This is a genomic window from Vibrio campbellii CAIM 519 = NBRC 15631 = ATCC 25920, assembly GCF_002163755.1.
Lineage (GTDB): Bacteria > Pseudomonadota > Gammaproteobacteria > Enterobacterales > Vibrionaceae > Vibrio > Vibrio campbellii.
This window is the reverse complement of sequence record NZ_CP015863.1, coordinates 49,886-68,436: the sequence shown is the minus strand read 5'-3', so window position 1 is coordinate 68,436 and position 18,551 is coordinate 49,886. Positions and strand designations below refer to the sequence as shown.

The 18,551-nt window shown below is 46.6% G+C and carries 16 protein-coding genes; 9 read left to right on the top strand and 7 right to left on the bottom strand.

All coding sequences use genetic code 11. The annotated features are described in order from the left end of the window. Positions 1 to 45: 45 nt before the first annotated feature. Entirely contained in the window at positions 46 to 807 is a 762-nt protein-coding gene (locus A8140_RS00335; RefSeq protein ID WP_005532850.1) for an amino acid ABC transporter substrate-binding protein, read from the bottom strand. Between the two features lie 430 nt (positions 808 to 1,237). On the opposite strand from A8140_RS00335, the gene dnaA reads away from it, so the two are divergent. The 5 genes from dnaA (at position 1,238) to A8140_RS00305 (ending at position 8,234) form a co-directional block, all read left to right on the top strand. Next, complete coding sequence (dnaA, locus tag A8140_RS00325; RefSeq protein WP_005532851.1) at positions 1,238 to 2,644, top strand: chromosomal replication initiator protein DnaA; 1,407 nt, start codon at positions 1,238 to 1,240, stop codon at positions 2,642 to 2,644. A gap of 63 nt (positions 2,645 to 2,707) precedes the next feature. Next, positions 2,708 to 3,808 (top strand): DNA polymerase III subunit beta, encoded by a 1,101-nt coding sequence (gene dnaN / locus A8140_RS00320; protein ID WP_005532852.1) that lies wholly within the window; start codon positions 2,708 to 2,710, stop codon positions 3,806 to 3,808. 9 nt (positions 3,809 to 3,817) lie between these two features. Next, the gene (gene recF, locus A8140_RS00315) at positions 3,818 to 4,897 is read left to right on the top strand and encodes a DNA replication/repair protein RecF (RefSeq protein ID WP_005532853.1); all 1,080 of its coding nucleotides are present in this window, start codon (positions 3,818 to 3,820) and stop codon (positions 4,895 to 4,897) included. A 13-nt stretch (positions 4,898 to 4,910) separates the two neighbouring features. Beyond that, the gene (gyrB, locus tag A8140_RS00310; RefSeq protein ID WP_005532855.1) at positions 4,911 to 7,328 is read left to right on the top strand and encodes a DNA topoisomerase (ATP-hydrolyzing) subunit B; all 2,418 of its coding nucleotides are present in this window, start codon (positions 4,911 to 4,913) and stop codon (positions 7,326 to 7,328) included. Positions 7,329 to 7,796: 468 nt separating this feature from the next. Continuing rightward, positions 7,797 to 8,234: an Hsp20 family protein gene (locus A8140_RS00305; RefSeq protein ID WP_005426066.1), complete on the top strand. Its 438-nt coding sequence runs from the start codon at positions 7,797 to 7,799 to the stop codon at positions 8,232 to 8,234. A 140-nt stretch (positions 8,235 to 8,374) separates the two neighbouring features. Here the strand turns inward: A8140_RS00305 and A8140_RS00300 are convergent, their stop codons facing one another. The 3 genes from A8140_RS00300 to glyQ form a co-directional block, all read right to left on the bottom strand. Further along, positions 8,375 to 9,628, bottom strand: coding sequence for a valine--pyruvate transaminase (locus A8140_RS00300; protein WP_005532858.1), 1,254 nt, complete (start codon positions 9,626 to 9,628; stop codon positions 8,375 to 8,377). A gap of 244 nt (positions 9,629 to 9,872) precedes the next feature. Beyond that, complete coding sequence (glyS, locus tag A8140_RS00295) at positions 9,873 to 11,939, bottom strand: glycine--tRNA ligase subunit beta (RefSeq protein ID WP_005532861.1); 2,067 nt, start codon at positions 11,937 to 11,939, stop codon at positions 9,873 to 9,875. A 13-nt stretch (positions 11,940 to 11,952) separates the two neighbouring features. After that, the gene (glyQ, locus tag A8140_RS00290; protein ID WP_005440855.1) at positions 11,953 to 12,870 is read right to left on the bottom strand and encodes a glycine--tRNA ligase subunit alpha; all 918 of its coding nucleotides are present in this window, start codon (positions 12,868 to 12,870) and stop codon (positions 11,953 to 11,955) included. 485 nt (positions 12,871 to 13,355) lie between these two features. Here glyQ and A8140_RS00285 point away from each other — a divergent pair, with 485 nt between their 5' ends. After that, entirely contained in the window at positions 13,356 to 13,910 is a 555-nt protein-coding gene (locus tag A8140_RS00285) for a TMEM165/GDT1 family protein (protein ID WP_005532864.1), read from the top strand. Between the two features lie 158 nt (positions 13,911 to 14,068). Continuing rightward, positions 14,069 to 14,329, top strand: a complete 261-nt coding sequence (locus A8140_RS00280) for a hypothetical protein (RefSeq protein WP_005532869.1) — start codon at positions 14,069 to 14,071, stop codon at positions 14,327 to 14,329. A 44-nt stretch (positions 14,330 to 14,373) separates the two neighbouring features. Here the strand turns inward: A8140_RS00280 and tusA are convergent, their stop codons facing one another. Beyond that, entirely contained in the window at positions 14,374 to 14,622 is a 249-nt protein-coding gene (gene tusA / locus A8140_RS00275) for a sulfurtransferase TusA (RefSeq protein WP_005532872.1), read from the bottom strand. 132 nt (positions 14,623 to 14,754) lie between these two features. On the opposite strand from tusA, the gene A8140_RS00270 reads away from it, so the two are divergent. After that, positions 14,755 to 14,937 (top strand): hypothetical protein, encoded by a 183-nt coding sequence (locus A8140_RS00270; protein WP_005426049.1) that lies wholly within the window; start codon positions 14,755 to 14,757, stop codon positions 14,935 to 14,937. Positions 14,938 to 15,104: 167 nt separating this feature from the next. Then, entirely contained in the window at positions 15,105 to 16,046 is a 942-nt protein-coding gene (locus A8140_RS00265; protein ID WP_005532874.1) for a LysR family transcriptional regulator, read from the top strand. A gap of 73 nt (positions 16,047 to 16,119) precedes the next feature. Here A8140_RS00265 and acuI read toward each other — a convergent pair whose 3' ends face one another. Together acuI and fadA are read right to left on the bottom strand one after the other, a co-directional pair. Then, on the bottom strand, positions 16,120 to 17,100 hold the full coding sequence (acuI, locus tag A8140_RS00260) for an acrylyl-CoA reductase (NADPH) (protein WP_005532876.1): 981 nt from the start codon (positions 17,098 to 17,100) through the stop codon (positions 16,120 to 16,122). A 266-nt stretch (positions 17,101 to 17,366) separates the two neighbouring features. Beyond that, entirely contained in the window at positions 17,367 to 18,542 is a 1,176-nt protein-coding gene (gene fadA, locus A8140_RS00255) for an acetyl-CoA C-acyltransferase FadA (protein WP_005426042.1), read from the bottom strand. Between the last annotated feature and the right edge of the window lie 9 nt (positions 18,543 to 18,551).

Sequence of the window (18,551 nt, the reverse complement as noted above, 5' to 3'; positions counted from 1 at the left end):
AAAAGGACGCGAGATAAAGCCCTGCGTCCTAAAAGAAGAGAAGTTTTACTTCGTGATGTCGGCACCAAACCATTTCACTGAAATCTTCTCTACTGTTCCGTCGGCACGCATCTCTTCAAGCGCTTTATTCACTTCTGCCTGTAACTTACGACCTTTTTCGTTATCAACGAATGGCCAAGCGTTTTGAATCGTCTCAAATGGTTCGCCCGCAAGTTGTAACGGTAGACCTGTCTTTTTAATCAGTTCTAGAGCAGACAAACGGTCCATGATGAAGGCATCAGCACGACCTAGTGCCACATCATGTTCAATACCTGTATCGTAAGTCTTGATGTTGATCTTACCGTCTTTGTCGTAGCTGCGAAGCAACTGCTCAAAGTTAGAGCCTAGGTTAACTGCAACGGTTTTGCCTGCTAGATCTTCGACACCTTGGATGCTGTCATTGCCTTTACGCACGGTAATTTGCGCACCGTCTACTACGTATGGGTCAGCAAATAGGTATTTCGACTTACGCGCATCTGTCATGGTGATCTGGTTCGAGATGGTATCAATACGGCCCGTTTCTAGTAGGCCAAATAAACCAGAAAAGTTCGCTGTGACGTATTCGATCTTGTAATCGTTACGTTTACCGATCTCATCCCACATATCCACTTCAAAGCCTTGCAGCTTATCTTGCTTCACAAAGGTGAATGGGAAGTAACGGCCAGACATACCTACTTTTACTTCAGTAGCGGCAGTGTCGACTGCCGCTTGAACGGTCGCGGCAGACAAAGCGATGGCTGCAACGGCAACCTTAATCCAGTTTTTCATAATACATCTCCATACTTTTATGGTTGGAAATACTACTGTCAGTTAGCTCAATTAAATAAATAACCAAGTGCAATAACCTAGTCCTGAGAGTAATAAGATCGTATTTGGTATAGAGAGTAAGCAAAAATTAGCAATAAATGATGAAAAAACGATCGAAAAGAGTGGAAATGACGATCGAAAAATATCAGTGAACAGAAATTCATACACAGAGTTATCACCAATCGCTCGATCTGGCCTATTTTGCCCAAATGTGGATCGTTGTGTGGGCAAATTTGGGGCAAGATGTGTTGATCTCTCTAAGTTGAGCGAAAATATTGTGAATAACTTAGATCTTATTCACTGGATCGTCGATCAATTGCTGGCGATCTTGGTTATCAACAGGTAAAATTGCCAGTCTTTTCCGATAATTCAAATACTCAGTGGGGGCACCGTGTCATCTTCGCTTTGGTTGCAATGTTTGCAGCAGCTTCAAGAAGAGCTACCAGCTACAGAATTCAGCATGTGGGTTCGTCCGTTACAAGCGGAGCTCAATGACAATACTCTCACTCTGTTCGCACCTAACCGCTTCGTGTTGGATTGGGTTCGCGACAAGTACCTGAACAGCATCAATCGTTTACTGCAAGAATACTGCGGTAACGACGTACCTAGCCTGCGCTTTGAAGTGGGCAGTCGCCCAGTTGCAGCACCAAAACCGGCACCGACACGTACGCCGGCAGACGTGGCTGCAGAATCTTCAGCGCCTGCTCAACTGCAAGCACGTAAGCCTGTGCATAAAACGTGGGATGACGACGCGCAAGCGATCGCTGACATCAACCACCGTTCAAACGTGAACCCAAAACACAAGTTCAACAACTTCGTAGAAGGTAAGTCGAACCAATTGGGTCTTGCTGCTGCTCGTCAAGTTTCGGATAACCCAGGCGCAGCCTATAACCCACTATTCTTATACGGTGGTACAGGTTTGGGTAAAACCCACCTTTTGCACGCAGTAGGTAACGCGATTGTGGATAACAATCCCAACGCAAAAGTGGTGTACATGCACTCTGAGCGTTTTGTGCAAGATATGGTGAAAGCACTGCAAAACAACGCGATTGAAGAATTCAAACGCTACTACCGCAGTGTTGATGCGCTACTTATCGATGACATCCAATTCTTTGCTAATAAAGAGCGCTCACAAGAAGAATTCTTCCATACCTTCAATGCACTATTAGAAGGTAACCAACAGATCATCCTGACATCTGACCGTTATCCAAAAGAGATCAGCGGTGTAGAAGATCGTCTGAAATCACGTTTCGGTTGGGGTCTAACCGTCGCGATCGAGCCGCCTGAGTTAGAAACTCGTGTGGCGATCTTGATGAAGAAAGCGGAAGACCACCAAATCCACTTAGCGGATGAAGTGGCGTTCTTTATTGCTAAGCGCCTACGCTCTAACGTTCGTGAACTGGAAGGTGCACTGAACCGCGTAATCGCAAACGCAAACTTCACTGGTCGTCCAATTACGATTGATTTTGTTCGTGAAGCGCTGCGCGATCTGCTTGCTCTACAAGAGAAGCTCGTAACGATCGATAACATTCAAAAGACAGTCGCTGAATATTACAAGATTAAGGTTGCTGACCTACTATCTAAACGCCGCTCTCGCTCGGTTGCTCGTCCTCGTCAGTTGGCGATGGCGTTGGCAAAAGAGTTGACCAATCACAGCTTGCCAGAAATTGGTGATGCGTTTGGTGGTCGTGACCACACCACGGTACTGCATGCATGTCGCAAGATTGAGCAGCTGCGTGAAGAGAGCCACGATATTAAAGAAGATTACTCTAACTTGATTCGCACCCTGTCTTCGTAATCGGTTAGAATGACAGTATTCTAAGCAAATCATTAATTGAGCTGACAGCGTAAAGAGCCAAGCATGAAATTTACCATTGAACGTAGTCATTTAATCAAACCGCTACAACAGGTTTCGGGCGCACTAGGTGGCCGACCAACCCTACCAATTCTGGGTAACCTACTGCTTAAAGTAGAAGAGAACGTGTTATCCATGACCGCGACCGATTTGGAAGTGGAATTGGTGAGCAAAGTGACTCTAGAAGGGGATTTCGAAGCGGGCAGCATTACCGTTCCTTCTCGTAAGTTTCTTGATATCTGTCGTGGTTTGCCGGATGACTCTATCATCACCTTCGTACTAGAAGGCGATCGCGTGCAAGTTCGTTCTGGCCGTAGCCGTTTCTCATTGGCAACACTTCCAGCGAACGATTTCCCGAACATCGAAGATTGGCAGAGTGAAGTGGAAGTTTCACTGACTCAGTCTGATCTGCGTACGCTGATCGAAAAAACGCAATTCTCAATGGCGAACCAAGACGTTCGTTACTACCTAAACGGCATGTTGTTTGAAATCGACGGTACGACGCTACGCAGTGTGGCAACCGATGGCCACCGTATGGCGGTATCTCAAACTCAGCTCGGTGCGGATTTTGCACAGAAGCAAATCATCGTGCCACGTAAAGGTGTACAAGAGTTGGTTAAACTGATGGACGCACCAGAGCAACCTGTTGTACTACAAATCGGTAGCTCAAATGTGCGTGCAGAAGTGAACAACTTTATTTTCACTTCTAAGCTTGTTGATGGTCGTTTCCCTGACTATCGCCGCGTATTGCCACAAAGTACCAACAAAACGTTGGAAACCGGTTGTGATGAACTGCGTCAGGCTTTCTCACGTGCCGCGATTCTTTCTAACGAAAAATTCCGTGGTGTTCGTGTAAATCTTGCGGGCAGTGAAATGCGCATTACTGCTAACAACCCAGAGCAAGAAGAAGCGGAAGAAATGCTCGACGTGACCTTTGAAGGTGACGCTATCGAGATCGGCTTCAACGTAAGCTACGTGCTTGATGTACTTAATACCCTGCGTTGCGACAACGTGCGTGTGTCGATGTCGGATGCCAACGCCAGTGCGTTGATTGAAAACGCAGACGACAACAGTGCAATGTATGTGGTGATGCCAATCCGTCTATAAGTTATCTGAATGCCACTTTCTCGCCTCATCATTCAGCAGTTTCGAAATATTAAAGCCTGTGATATTGACCTATCAGCAGGCTTTAACTTTCTTATTGGGCCGAACGGCAGCGGTAAAACCAGTGTTCTAGAAGCAATTTATTTGCTTGGACACGGGCGCTCTTTCAAAAGTTCGTTGACGGGTCGAGTTATCCAAAATGAGTGTGACGAACTGTTTGTTCATGGTCGTTTTTTGAACTCGGATCAATTTGAGCTACCTATCGGCATTAATAAGCAGCGTGATGGCTCAACAGAGGTTAAAATAGGCGGTCAATCTGGACAAAAACTGGCGCAACTTGCACAAGTTTTGCCTTTGCAGTTGATACATCCAGAAGGATTTGATCTACTGACCGATGGTCCAAAACATCGTCGTGCATTCATCGACTGGGGTGTGTTTCACACTGAGCCTGCTTTCTATGATGCATGGGGACGTTTCAAGCGTCTTAACAAGCAACGCAATGCTCTGCTTAAAACCGCCAGAAGTTATCGTGAACTCAGTTATTGGGATCAAGAGATGGCACATTTGGCTGAAAACATCAGTCAATGGCGAGCATTGTACATCGAACAGTTGAAAACCGTAGCGGAAACTATCTGCCAGACGTTTTTGCCAGAATTTGAGATCCAATTAAAGTATTATCGTGGCTGGGACAAAGATACCCCTTATCATGAGATACTAGAAAAAAATTTCGAGCGTGATCAGTCGTTGGGCTACACCTTTAGCGGTCCGAACAAGGCTGATCTGCGCATTAAAGTGAACGGAACGCCCGTTGAGGACGTTTTGTCACGCGGTCAATTAAAACTCATGGTGTGTGCATTGCGTGTCGCGCAGGGACAACACCTTACCGAAATGACCGGCAAACAATGTATTTACCTAATTGACGACTTTGCGTCGGAATTAGACAGCCAACGTCGCAAGCGTCTAGCGGACTGCTTGAAAGAGACGGGCGCACAAGTATTTGTAAGCTCTATCACTGAAAGCCAAATCGCCGATATGTTGGACGATAATGGCAAATTGTTTCATGTGGAACATGGCAGGATAGAGTCAAACTAGAAGAGAGAAACTCATGTCTGAAAATTACGATTCATCGAGTATTAAGGTACTGAAGGGTCTGGATGCGGTACGTAAGCGTCCAGGTATGTACATCGGCGACACGGACGACGGCACTGGTCTTCACCACATGGTCTTCGAGGTGGTGGATAACTCAATTGATGAAGCGTTGGCAGGTCACTGTAAAGACATCGTTGTGACAATTCATGAGGACAACTCGGTTTCAGTTACGGATGATGGACGTGGCATTCCAACAGAAATGCACCCAGAAGAAAACGTATCTGCTGCAGAAGTTATCATGACGGTACTTCACGCTGGTGGTAAGTTCGATGATAATTCATACAAAGTATCAGGCGGTCTACACGGCGTAGGTGTTTCAGTAGTAAACGCACTGTCTGAGAAAGTGGTTCTGACTATCCACCGCGGCGGTCATATCCATACGCAAACTTACCATCATGGTGAGCCTCAAGCGCCACTAGCAGTAATTGGTGATACTGAAAAAACGGGTACACAAATCCGTTTCTGGCCAAGTGCAGAAACATTCTCGAACACAGAATTTCACTACGACATCCTAGCGAAGCGTCTACGTGAACTTTCCTTCCTGAACTCTGGTGTTTCAATCAAACTGGTTGATGAGCGCGAAGCAGACAAGAGCGACCACTTCATGTTTGAAGGTGGTATCCAAGCGTTCGTTGAGCACCTAAACACTAACAAAACACCAATCATCGAGAAAATCTTCCACTTCGACTTTGAGCGCGAAGATGGCATCTCGGTAGAAGTTGCGATGCAGTGGAATGACGGTTTCCAAGAGAACATCTACTGTTTTACTAACAACATCCCACAACGTGACGGTGGTACTCACCTTGCCGGTTTCCGTGCGGCGCTAACGCGTACACTGAACTCTTTCATGGACAAAGAAGGCTTCTCTAAGAAAGCGAAAACAGCAACGTCTGGTGATGACGCGCGTGAAGGTCTAACTGCGGTTGTTTCAGTTAAAGTGCCAGATCCGAAGTTCTCTAGCCAAACGAAAGACAAACTGGTTTCTTCTGAAGTGAAGTCAGCGGTTGAATCAGCAATGGGTGAGAAACTGTCTGAGTTCCTGATTGAGAACCCGACAGAAGCGAAGATGGTTTGTTCGAAAATCATCGACGCAGCTCGTGCTCGTGAAGCTGCGCGTAAAGCTCGTGAAATGACTCGTCGTAAAGGCGCTCTAGACCTAGCAGGTCTACCAGGCAAACTTGCAGACTGTCAGGAAAAAGATCCTGCACTCTCTGAACTGTACATAGTGGAGGGTGATTCGGCAGGCGGCTCCGCAAAACAAGGCCGTAACCGTAAGAACCAAGCAATCCTACCGCTAAAAGGTAAGATTCTTAACGTAGAAAAAGCGCGATTCGACAAGATGCTTTCTTCTCAAGAGGTAGCAACGCTGATTACTGCACTAGGTTGTGGTATCGGTCGTGACGAGTACAACCCGGACAAACTGCGTTACCACAACATCATCATCATGACCGATGCTGACGTCGATGGTTCGCACATCCGTACGCTACTGTTGACCTTCTTCTACCGTCAAATGCCAGAGCTTATTGAGCGTGGCTACGTGTACATCGCTCAGCCACCGCTTTACAAAGTGAAGAAAGGTAAGCAAGAGCAGTACATCAAAGATGAAGACGCGATGAACCAATACCAAGTTGCTTTGGCACTTGATAACGCATCGCTACACGTAAACGCAGAAGCGCCAGCATTGGCAGGCGAAGCACTAGAGAAGCTAGTTCAGCAATACAACGCAGGTATCAAGCTAGCGGTTCGCATGAGCCGCCGTTACCCAAGCGCGCTAGTTCATGAGCTAATCTACACGCCGCGTCTAACGGCAGAGCAATGTCACGATGCTGCAGCAGTAGAAGCGTGGACAAAACAGCTAGTTGAACAGCTAAACGCGAAAGAAGTAGGCGCAAGCCAATACAGTTTCGAAGTTGAGCAACACGAAGAGCTAGGTCTAAACCTACCTAAGATCATCGTACGTACTCACGGTGTGACTCACGACTACGCACTGAGCATCGACCTACTGAACTCGAAAGAGTACGGCAAGCTAGCGGATCTATCTGAAGCGTTAGACGGCCTGCTAGAAGAAGGCGCTTACATCAAGCGTGGTGAGCGTACTCAGTCGGTATCAAGCTTTGCATCGGCACTTGAGTGGCTAATCAAAGAGTCGCGTCGTGGTCTAAGCCTACAGCGCTACAAAGGTCTAGGTGAGATGAACCCAGATCAGCTTTGGGAAACCACAATGGACCCAGAGACACGTCGCATGATGCAAGTAACTATTGAGGATGCGGTAGGCGCAGACCAATTGTTCACAACGTTAATGGGTGACCAAGTTGAGCCGCGTCGTAACTTCATCGAAGAAAACGCGCTGAAAGTAGCAAACCTAGACGTGTAGTCGGACAGACTCAGTCAAATCATACTAAAAACGCCATCTCGCAAGAGGTGGCGTTTTTTTATTGGGCTAGAAACGAGATAAAAGAGTCGAGATACGAGAACGACTGCGCCTATGAATATGGGAACGCTTCGAGAGGGAGGGGTGATCGAGTCGGGGAGCTAAAAATATTTTCACTGGAGCCCTTGAAAGCCCATTTTTCGACCTTATATCTAGTTATGAAGAGAGATGGCTAGCTTGCTCAACAAGAGAAGAACAGCGCCTCTGGAATCGCTAAACGAGGTCGCTCAGGAGAGGATGCTCAGTATTAGTACACAACTTGACCCTAGATTCGACATCATGTCCCCGCACCTAAAGAGTAGGTCAGAGGAATGAATCATCGGATCCCTTAGCTCGGCGTTTTCTTGCATAAATACGCCACGTGGATGACCTTCATCTGGGCTAAGACTATTGCTTAAAAGAGGATAGATTATGCGTAATGTAGATTTCTCACCACTATACCGTAATGCAATTGGCTTCGACCGTCTGTTTAACCTGATGGAAGCAAGCTCTGCGAAGAACACTTCTGGCGGCTACCCTCCATACAACATCGAGCAAAAAGACGAGCATAACTACCGTATTACTATGGCAGTCGCTGGTTTTGCTGAAGATCAGCTCGATTTGACTCAAAACGAAAACATGTTGATCGTGAAGGGCGAGCGTAAAGCCGAAGAAGGTAAAAACTACGTTTACCAAGGTATTGCGGAGCGCGATTTTGAACGTAAATTCCAACTTGCGGATTACGTAAAAGTCGTTGGTGCATCAATGGAAAACGGTCTACTTCATATCGATTTAGTTCGTGAAATTCCAGAAGCGATGCAACCGCGTAAGATTGCTATCGGTGGCAACAATCTGATTGAAAACAGCTAATCAGCTGATGACATTTCAGTTAACCACCCGGTTATAGAATGAGAAAGAGCGCCATATGGGCGCTCTTTTTAGTTTGGGGCTTTCAAAGCTGCTATTTCAAAGCCGTAATTTCAAAGAGAACAACGGCTGAGTTAACAAGTCTATTTACCTTCGCGGTAAGCCTTTTCCACTTCTTCTGCGATAATCGCAATGCCTTTTTGCATCATCTCATCATCTTGAACGTAGTTCATACGCAAACATTGGTGCGCATGATCCCACTCGTCCTTCTGACCAATAAAGAAGTATTCACCCGGAACAATCAAGACCCCACGCGCTTTCAAGCGTTGGTACAGTTCCATTGTCGTAATTGGCAGTTCATCGAACCATAACCACAAGAAGATAGCGCCTTCCGGTTTGTGAATACGAAAGCGCTCATCGGTAATCGCTTCTTGGAGCAGTTCAACCGCACGTTGCGACTTCTGCTTGTAAAACGGCTTAATCACCTCTGAGCTCAGTTTAAGCAGATCGCCTTTACCAATGATGTGGTTTGCCAGCGCTGGACCAACACTGCCTGGAGCTAAGCTGATGATGCCGTTCATATTGGTCAACGCTTGCGTGATTTCCTCACTCGCAATCACAATGCCACAACGCACGCCCGGCAAGCCAAGTTTAGATAGGCTCATGCAAAGGATGGTGTTTTCATTCCAGAACGATTCGACATCTTCAAAAATGATATTCGGGAACGGCAGACCGTAGGCATTATCAATGATCAGCGGAATGTTGTTCTCACGTGCTAGCTTGTCCAGCTTACGTACTTCTTCATCTGTCAGTACGTTACCCGTAGGGTTGGTTGGGCGAGACGCGCAGATTGCCGCAACAGAGTCATCGACGGTGAGCTGCTCAAAGTCGACGTGGTATTTAAACAGACCGTTATCCAACAGCTCGATTTCTGGGTGGTAAGAGACAAAGATATCTTCATCAATGCCCGCATCACCATAACCGATGTACTCAGGCGCGATAGGCAGTAGCACTTTCTTGTGCGAACCGTCTGGCTGCTGACCTGCTAGTAAGTTGAACAAGTAGAAGAAGCCACTTTGGCTGCCGTTAGTTAGGCTGATGTTTTTCTCGGAAATATCCCAGCCGTAAGTTTCACGGAATAACTGAGCCAACGCTTTAACGAACGCGTCTTTACCCTGCGGACCATCATAGTTGGCGAGGGCGGCGACAAGCTCCCCACTGGCGAGCATTTCCTTACTGGCTTGGCGAAAGTAATCGAGCATGGCAGGAATGGCGGCTGGGTTGCCTCCACCGAGCATGATGGCACCCGGTGTGCGCAGACCATCATTCAAATCGTCCATTAACTGCGTGATACCTGAATACTGATTAAATTTTTCACCAAACTTTGAGAACTGCATTTGTCGTTATACCTAATTCATTGTGATTGCTTTATGTGTCTTAACGCCAGTCTTTGACTGGTCAATAGGATAATCCTTGACCTTACCTTAATGTCTATACGACGCAAAGTGTGAATTAAGCCGAAAAAGAAAAAACTCTGTCATCAAACCAGAGGTACGAGATAAAAAGGAAAAAAGAGCAACAAAAAAGGGAAGCAGATGCTTCCCTTTTACTTATTTCTTAATCACTTCGAAGAGCAATGAATTACTTTTGAAGCAAAGAAATGTCTGCGATCTGTAGGAACAGGTTACGCAGGTTGTTCAGTAGTGTCAGACGGTTCTTCTTAAGTGCTTCGTCGTCTGCCATTACCATTACGTTATCAAAGAACGCATCAACTGGTTCACGTAGGTCAGCTAGCTTACTTAGGGCTTCTTGATAGTTACCTGTAGCAAATGCTGGCTCTAGCGCTTCTGTCATTACTTCAACGCTTTCTGCTAGTGCTTTCTCTGCGTCTTCTTGTAGAAGTGCTAGGTCGATGTCTGCTGCTAGCTCGCCGTCGAATTTCGCTAGGATGTTACCTACACGTTTGTTCGCTGCTGCTAGAGACTCTGCTGCTTCTAGTTCACGGAAGTGTGAAACCGCTTTAACTCGTTGGTCGAAGTCTGCTGGTTTCGTCGGACGACGAGCTAGAACCGCTTGGATGATGTCTACGCTGAACCCTTCGTCTTGGTACCAAGCACGGAAACGACCAAGCATGAACTCGATAACGTCTTGTTCAACGTTGTCGTTGGTTAGGCGGTCGCCAAACAGTGACTTCGCTTTCGCTACTAGGTCAACAAGATCTAGGTTGTAGCCGTATTCAACGATGATACGTAGTACACCTAGAGATGCGCGGCGTAGTGCGAATGGGTCGCTGCCTTTAGGTGCTTGACCAATACCGAAGATACCTACGATAGTGTCTAGCTTGTCTGCCATTGCAACTGCAGTTGAAACGCCGTTAGATGGCAGTTCATCACCTGCGAAACGAGGCATGTATTGCTCGTTCAGTGCTACTGCAACTTCTTCTGCTTCACCGTCGTGACGAGCGTAGTGCATCCCCATAACACCTTGAGTATCCGTGAATTCGAATACCATTGAGGTCATTAGGTCACATTTTGCTAGTAGACCAGCACGCTTTGATTTCTCAACGTCAGCACCGATTTGCTCAGCAATGTAGCCAGCAAGTTCTGTGATGCGGTCTGTTTTATCTTTGATCGTACCCAGCTGCTTTTGGAAGATCGCTTGCTCTAGTTCAGGCAGACGGTCGATAAGCGGACGCTTACGGTCTGTGTTGAAGAAGAACTCTGCGTCAGCAAGGCGAGGACGAACCACTTTCTCGTTACCTTCGATTACGTAACGAGGCTCTTTTGATTCGATGTTCGATACGAAGATGAAGTTAGGTAGTAGCTTCTTGTTGTCATCGTAAACAGGGAAGTATTTTTGGTCACCTTTCATGGTGTACACCAACGCTTCAGAAGGCACTTTTAGGAACTCTTCTTCGAACTTCGCTGTTAGTACTACTGGCCATTCAACCAGAGACGTTACTTCTTCTACTAGGTCATCTTCTAGATCAGCGATACCGCCAACCGCTGCTGCCGCTTTTTGTGCGTCAGCTAGGATGATTGCTTTACGCGCTTCGTAATCTGCCATTACTTTACCGCGCTCTTCTAGGATCGCAGGGTATTGTTCAGCAGAATCGATAGTGAACTCTTGCTCACCCATGAAGCGGTGACCACGGATAGTGCGGTCAGAAGCGACACCAAGGATCTCGCCTTCGATTAGGTCGCTGCCCATTAGCATGGTTAGCGTCTTAACTGGACGGATAAATTGAGTCGTTTTGTTACCCCAGCGCATTGGTTTTGCGATAGGTAGGTTTGCTAGTGCTTTCGCTGCAAGTTCAACTACGATCTCAGACGTTGGCTGACCTTTCACTTCTTGTTTGAACAGTAGCCATTCACCTTTGTCTGTAACCATGCGCTCTGCTTGGTCAACCGTGATGCCACAACCGCGTGCCCAGCCTTGAGCCGCTTTTGTTGGGTTGCCTTCCGCGTCAAACGCTGCAGAAACCGCAGGGCCTCGTTTTTCAACAACTTTGTCAGACTGGCTGTCTGCTAGTGCTGCAACTTTAAGTGCAAGACGACGAGGCGCCGCGAACCATTTAACGCCTTCGTGAGCAAGCTCAGCGCCTTTTAGTTCTGCTTCGAAGTTTGCTGCGAATGCTTCAGCTAGAGTGCGAAGTTGTGTTGGTGGTAGCTCTTCTGTGCCTAGCTCGATTAGAAATTCTTTTGCCATGTTACTCTACCCCTTACGCTTGTTCTTTCTTACACATTGGGAAGCCAAGAGCTTCACGCGATGCGTAGTATGCTTCTGCAACTGCTTTCGTCAGGTTGCGGATGCGTAGGATGTAACGTTGGCGTTCAGTTACTGAGATCGCTTTACGCGCGTCTAGTAGGTTGAATGCGTGACCAGCTTTTAGAATGCGCTCGTAAGCAGGCAGTGGCAGTGGCTTTTCAAGCTCAAGCAGCTCTTTACACTCTTTCTCACACTGTTCGAAGAAACCAAATAGGAATTCAACGTCTGCGTGCTCGAAGTTGTAAGTCGATTGCTCTACTTCGTTTTGGTGGAAGATGTCACCGTAAGTCACTTTGCTGCCGTCTGGTGCGATGTTCCAAACTAGGTCGTAAACAGAGTCTACTTCTTGGATGTACATTGCTAGACGCTCGATACCGTAAGTGATCTCACCAGTTACTGGCTTACACTCAAGACCGCCAACTTGTTGGAAGTAAGTAAACTGAGTCACTTCCATGCCGTTTAGCCAAACTTCCCAGCCTAAACCCCATGCGCCTAGTGTTGGGTTTTCCCAGTTGTCTTCTACGAAACGGATGTCGTGAACAAGTGGGTCGACACCAAGAACCTCTAGAGAACCTAGGTACAACTCTTGGATATTGTCTGGCGATGGTTTTAGCGCTACTTGGAATTGGTAGTAGTGCTGAAGACGGTTAGGGTTTTCACCGTAACGGCCATCAGTAGGACGACGTGAAGGTTGTACGTAAGCTGTAGACATTGGCTCTGGGCCAAGTGCTCGTAGACAGGTCATTGGGTGAGAGGTACCCGCACCAACTTCCATATCTAGTGGTTGAACAATGGTACAACCATTTTGAGCCCAATAATCCTGCAGCGCGAGGATCATTCCCTGGAAGGTTTTGATATCGTATTTTTGCATAAGTCAGGTTCGCGCGATTCTCTTATTACTCGTGAATTCGTCTCTTTTTTTGTTGGTTTTTCTTGTCCCAACAATGGCGATTCAAAGTAATTACGGTTGAATAAATTAACAATCAAGTATACCCAGATATTGAGCATGGGAGTAGAGCTAATCTTGATTAATTCGTGGGCAATTTTCTCCTTTAATGGATTTTTACCGCTTTATCTGCTGAATTTTTCCTAAAAGGGAGTTTTCACTGGCTTTCACTCTTGAGGTGATGAGGAAACATGGCTAGAATTGCGCTGTCTTTGGGGAGTAGCTTACTCGATGAAATGTCTGTTTCATCCAGTTCGTTCGTCAACATAATTGGTGCAAAATCACCATGGCGTTCGAGACTCATCAGCCCGATGAGTTTAGCAAGACCTTAGACAAATCATCACGAACCGGGGTGGGGCGTGAGATTTGTCTTAGGTTAAAAATAATTATCCCGCCCCAATGAGCATGTCGTGAGCGTTTTAGCTATTTCAATTACTACTGTAGCGTTAGCAGAAATTGGCGATAAGACCCAATTGCTATCTCTATTACTTACCAGTCGTTACCGCAAGCCAATCCCTATTATTGCAGCAATCTTTTTGGCAACTATTGCCAACCACGCTTTGGCTGCATGGTTAGGTGTGGTGGTAGCCGATTATTTTTCGCCTGAAGTTCTCAAATGGGTGCTGGTGGTCAGTTTTGTCGCCATGGCGGCTTGGGTGTTGATCCCAGATAAACTGGATGACAACGAGCAGATCTCCAACCGTGGTCCATTCATTGCCAGCTTTATTGTTTTCTTTGTTGCGGAGATTGGCGACAAGACTCAGATTGCGACTTCTATCTTGGGTGCGCAATACGCAGATGCGTTGAGTTGGGTAATTCTTGGTACTACGATCGGTATGCTTCTGGCTAATGTGCCTGTAGTTTTAATCGGTAAGCTATCGGCGGATAAGATGCCTTTAGGGTTGATTCGTAAGGTAACCGCTTTCCTATTTGTTGCTCTTGCTATCGGTGCAGCACTATTCTGACTTTTTTACATAAATAGTGTTAATTATCAATACTTTGTGAACTAGTGCGCGAATTAAAACTCTGGCTTAAAATCGTTCAAGACCGTGACGGGTGACATATTAGTGCCATACTTGTCATGGTACTTTAATGGTGTGAATGATGGCGAGAGGGCAAGTTGATGCTTACACGTTATATGGGGATGTCCCCAAAGAGTCAGAGTTATTTATTCACCTTTGGTTTGGCGTTGTGCTTGTTGGCTATGGTGCTGACTGATATGTGGTTGCCGATTGTGGCAGGGACCTTCATTCTTACCGGTCTAACGGTAGAGGCTTGGATTCGAGTCGCGCATATTATCCCAATGCACGAAGAGATGCGTGCAATGAGAAAGCAACTGAAAAAGCTACAATCTGAAGTTCGCACACTAGAATACGATGAATAAACAAACGGCAGCCTATTGGGCTGCCGTTTTTGATCTTGCTGAGATTATTCCAAACCTTTCTTGATCAGGTACTGGTATGGAAGTTGATCCGTTTGTGCCGCAATCAACTGGTGATCCATAAATCGGCAGAAACTCGGGATATCTCGAGTCGTAGATGGGTCGTCCGCTTTCACTAGCAATACTTCACCATCTTGCATGTTTCGAATTGTCTTCCTGACCATCATCACTGGCTCTGGGCAGCGTAATCCTTCCGCCTCTAATGTTTTGGTCGCCAGTTCAGGATTAAAACTCATAGTGTGATTCTCGTAACTAACTGAGCATTGAATTTTACTTTCGTTGAAAAAATATTCAATAACCACTTGGCAAACCGAATTTTTTGATTTACCTTAAATTAACAATTTGGTAACAACTGGCAAGGAGAGACGATGTTAACAGCGTTAGACAGACTAACCATCTATTCGGTTTTATGTTTCATCTCGTTCTGTGCATTGGTACTTAGGACGCCAGGTGAAACCTCATTGATGCCTCTCGTAGGCATGAGTGCAACAATTATTGGGATTTGGATTGAGATGCACAAATGGTCAGGTGCATCTGAGCAAGAAAATTAGCGCTTCTTGCTGTAATCGGAACCTATTTATATACCGCTCACCAAGTTTAACGACACTTCATTCCGACACTATCCCCATTTTTCTTGGGCTTCCCCGCTGAAAGGCGGGATTTTTTTTGCCTGAAGAGTACAATTTATCTAAATCCCCTACATGTTAAGTGGTAAATCGTGGAATTAGAAGACATCTATCGTCGAGATCTGAACTTATTGGTTGCGTTACGTGTGCTGATCGAAGAGAGTAGTGTAAGTAAAGCTGCAACGCGTCTCAATTTAAGCCAATCGGCTATGAGTCGTGTACTAGGGCGTTTACGTGACCTGCTTGGTGACCCACTGTTTACTCGTCAAGGTCAGCACTTGATCCCAACCCAAAAAGCGTTAGAAATCGATCGCTCTTTGGGTGAGCCGCTGGAATCACTGCGCCAATTACTTTCTCCACGCGAGTTTGATCCACGCAGTTGCGATCAGACGTTTAATATCGCCACGACTGACTACGCGATGCAAACCATTCTGCCTTTCGCTTTGCCACGTATCTATAAGGAAGCGCCGAACGTGTCGTTTAACTTCTTGCCGCTGCAACATGACCGTTTATCTGATCAATTAACATACGAAGGCGCGGACTTAGCGATTTGTCGTCCTACAGGTCCTGTGGAGCCACTGCGTAGTGAAGTGCTAGGGCGAGTTGGTGTGTTGTGTCTGCTATCTAAGCAGCATCCGCTAGCTGAGAAAGAGATGAGTCTGGATGATTATCTCAGTCATCCGCATGCCATGATTGCCATCAGTGATGGGGTTAAGGCACTGATTGAACAAGCGCTCGTGGAGAAGCCGCAACGTCAGATGGTATTGCGCGCTTATCACTTGGAAGCGGCGCTGGCGATTGTTGATACTTTGCCAATCATCATTACCGTACCAGCCGATTTAGCGTACTTGGTTGCTGATCGTTATGACTTGGTGGTGAAGCCATTACCATTCCAATTCACGCCGTTTGAATATTCGATGATTTGGCATGCACGGTGCGAGCTCTCTCCCGCTCAAGAATGGTTGCGTGCGGTGGTTCGAGAAGAATGTAGCCGTCTTATTGCCAAACGAATTGAAGATATGGGATTGGACTAATTTTTCCTAGAATCCAAATAGCAAAAAGCCGGGTGATGACCCGGCTTTGTTCATTCTATTAAAGAGTTAACGCTTATAGCTTGATAACCACGCGACCAGTTACTTGACCGTTTGTGATGTCTTCAGCGTATTTTGGTGCTTCTGCCAGTTCAACTTCAGTACAAGCTTGTTCGAAGTAGCTGTCTGGTAGTAGCTCAACCAATTTTTCCCATGCTGCAGTACGTTTTTCAAATGGGCATGAAACAGAATCCACACCTTGTAGACGAACGTTACGTAGAATGAATGGCATCACTGTCGTCGGTAGATCGAAGCCACCTGCAAGACCACAAGCCGCAACTGCACTGTTGTAATCCATTTGTGCCAATACTTTTGCTAGTACTTTACTGCCCACAGTATCAACGGCTCCTGCCCATACTTGCTTTTCAAGCGGGCGTGCTGGCTCTTCAAATTCAACGCGGTCGATGATACGGCTAGCACCAAGTTTTTCTAGTAGTGGGCCATTTTTATCTACGCGACCTGTCACTGCAGCAACTTTGTAGCCAAGCTGTGCTAGGAGCGTTACGGCTACTGAGCCTACACCGCCACTTGCGCCAGTTACTAGGATTTCGCCATTTTCAGGTTTGATGCCTGCATCAAGCAGTGCTTGAACACATAGCATGCCAGTGAAGCCAGCAGTACCCACCATCATTGCTTTCTTGCTGTCTAGACCTTTTGGTAGTGGTACTAGCCAATCCGCCTTTAGACGAGCACGTTGAGACATACCGCCCCAATGGTTTTCACCTACACCCCAACCAGTAAGAACAACTTTGTCGCCTGCTTGGTAGCGGTCGTCTTCTGAGCTTACTACTGTACCTGCTAGGTCAATACCCGGCACCATCGGGAAGTTACGGATGATTTTACCTTTACCTGTAATTGCAAGGCCGTCTTTGTAGTTCAACGATGAGTAATCAACGTCAATCAGAACGTCGCCTTCAGGCAGTTGTGTTTCATCGATTTGCTCGATGCTAGCGATAGTACGTTTGTCTTCTTGATTAAGAACTAGAGCATTAAACATAAGGTTCTCCGATTGTGCGGTGGCGTGACTCTGGGTCACATGCAGCAAGATATCAACTGCTGCTAAGTGTATGTCTTCTTTGTCTATGAATAAAATGAAACTTGAGCATTTAATGTATGCTTATTGTGCATGTAAGCAATGTTTGGCGTAAAACAAAGGGCGACATCAGATGCCGCCCTTAAGTGTAATACTAAAAATTTTCAGTATTGGTTCATTTGCTCGTGATTGTTGGATTGATCACTACAACCTAGCGTTTCTTATACAAACTATGGTCGTTCAAATACCGTCGCAATACCCTGACCTAAACCGATACACATGGTTGCCAGGCCGTATTTCGCGTCTTTGGCTTCCATTAGGTTGATCAGAGTCGTCGAGATACGTGAGCCAGAACAACCAAGCGGGTGACCCAATGCAATCGCACCACCGTTAAGGTTGACCTTCTCATCCATCACATCAAGCAGACCCAAGTCTTTAGCACATGGTAGAGATTGCGCGGCAAATGCTTCGTTTAGCTCAACCACATCCATGTCTTCAATTGAAAGACCAGCACGTTTGAGTGCTTTTTGCGTCGCAGGTACAGGGCCGTAACCCATGATAGAAGGATCACAGCCGGCAATTGCCATACCTTTAATGCGTGCGCGAATCTTCAAACCAAGTTCATTGGCTTTTTCTTCGCTCATGATCAACATCGCTGATGCACCATCAGACAGCGCCGATGATGTACCGGCTGTTACTGTACCGTTTGCTGGGTCGAAAACAGGACGAAGTTGAGACAGACCTTCAACGGATGTTTCAGGGCGAATCACTTCATCGTAATCCAAAGTGAACAGCGTGCCGTCAGCTGCATGACCTTCAATTGGTAGGATTTCGTTTTTAAAACGACCCTCTACGGTTGCAGCATGTGCACGAGCATGAGAGCGCGCAGCAAACTCGTCTTGTTGCTCACGGCTAATGCCATGCAGCTTACCAAGCATTTCTGCCGTTAAGCCCATCATGCCTGCTGCTTTTGCAACTGTCTTTGACATGCCAGGGTGGAAGTCCACGCCGTGGTTCATTGGTACGTGTCCCATGTGCTCAACACCACCAATTAGGCAGATTTCAGCGTCACCCGTCATAATGGCACGTGTACCGTCGTGAAGCGCTTGCATGGATGAACCACACAGGCGGTTAACCGTCACGGCGCCAATCTCAATTGGTAGGCCAGCAAGCAACGCCGCATTACGGGCAACGTTAAAGCCTTGTTCTAGGGTTTGTTGTACACAGCCCCAGTAGATATCTTCAATCTCGCTTGGGTTTACCTGTGGGTTACGCGCAAGAATGCCCTTCATCAGGCGCGCAGATAGATCTTCTGCTCGTGTATGACGGAAAGCACCACCTTTAGAGCGACCCATTGGCGTACGTAGACAATCGACTACGACAACATTTCTTGTTTGATTAGTCATTTTAGAATC

What these genes read in the sequence shown, in the direction of transcription:
- A8140_RS00335 (WP_005532850.1), bottom strand. Translation starts at nt 807, where the DNA reads ATGAAAAACTGGATTAAGGTTGCCGTTGCAGCCATCGCTTTGTCTGCC.
- dnaN (WP_005532852.1), top strand. Translation starts at nt 2,708, where the DNA reads ATGAAATTTACCATTGAACGTAGTCATTTAATCAAACCGCTACAACAG.
- recF (WP_005532853.1), top strand. Translation starts at nt 3,818, where the DNA reads ATGCCACTTTCTCGCCTCATCATTCAGCAGTTTCGAAATATTAAAGCC.
- gyrB (WP_005532855.1), top strand. Translation starts at nt 4,911, where the DNA reads ATGTCTGAAAATTACGATTCATCGAGTATTAAGGTACTGAAGGGTCTG.
- A8140_RS00305 (WP_005426066.1), top strand. Translation starts at nt 7,797, where the DNA reads ATGCGTAATGTAGATTTCTCACCACTATACCGTAATGCAATTGGCTTC.
- A8140_RS00300 (WP_005532858.1), bottom strand. Translation starts at nt 9,628, where the DNA reads ATGCAGTTCTCAAAGTTTGGTGAAAAATTTAATCAGTATTCAGGTATC.
- glyS (WP_005532861.1), bottom strand. Translation starts at nt 11,939, where the DNA reads ATGGCAAAAGAATTTCTAATCGAGCTAGGCACAGAAGAGCTACCACCA.
- glyQ (WP_005440855.1), bottom strand. Translation starts at nt 12,870, where the DNA reads ATGCAAAAATACGATATCAAAACCTTCCAGGGAATGATCCTCGCGCTG.
- A8140_RS00280 (WP_005532869.1), top strand. Translation starts at nt 14,069, where the DNA reads ATGCTTACACGTTATATGGGGATGTCCCCAAAGAGTCAGAGTTATTTA.
- tusA (WP_005532872.1), bottom strand. Translation starts at nt 14,622, where the DNA reads ATGAGTTTTAATCCTGAACTGGCGACCAAAACATTAGAGGCGGAAGGA.
- A8140_RS00270 (WP_005426049.1), top strand. Translation starts at nt 14,755, where the DNA reads ATGTTAACAGCGTTAGACAGACTAACCATCTATTCGGTTTTATGTTTC.
- acuI (WP_005532876.1), bottom strand. Translation starts at nt 17,100, where the DNA reads ATGTTTAATGCTCTAGTTCTTAATCAAGAAGACAAACGTACTATCGCT.
- fadA (WP_005426042.1), bottom strand. Translation starts at nt 18,542, where the DNA reads ATGACTAATCAAACAAGAAATGTTGTCGTAGTCGATTGTCTACGTACG.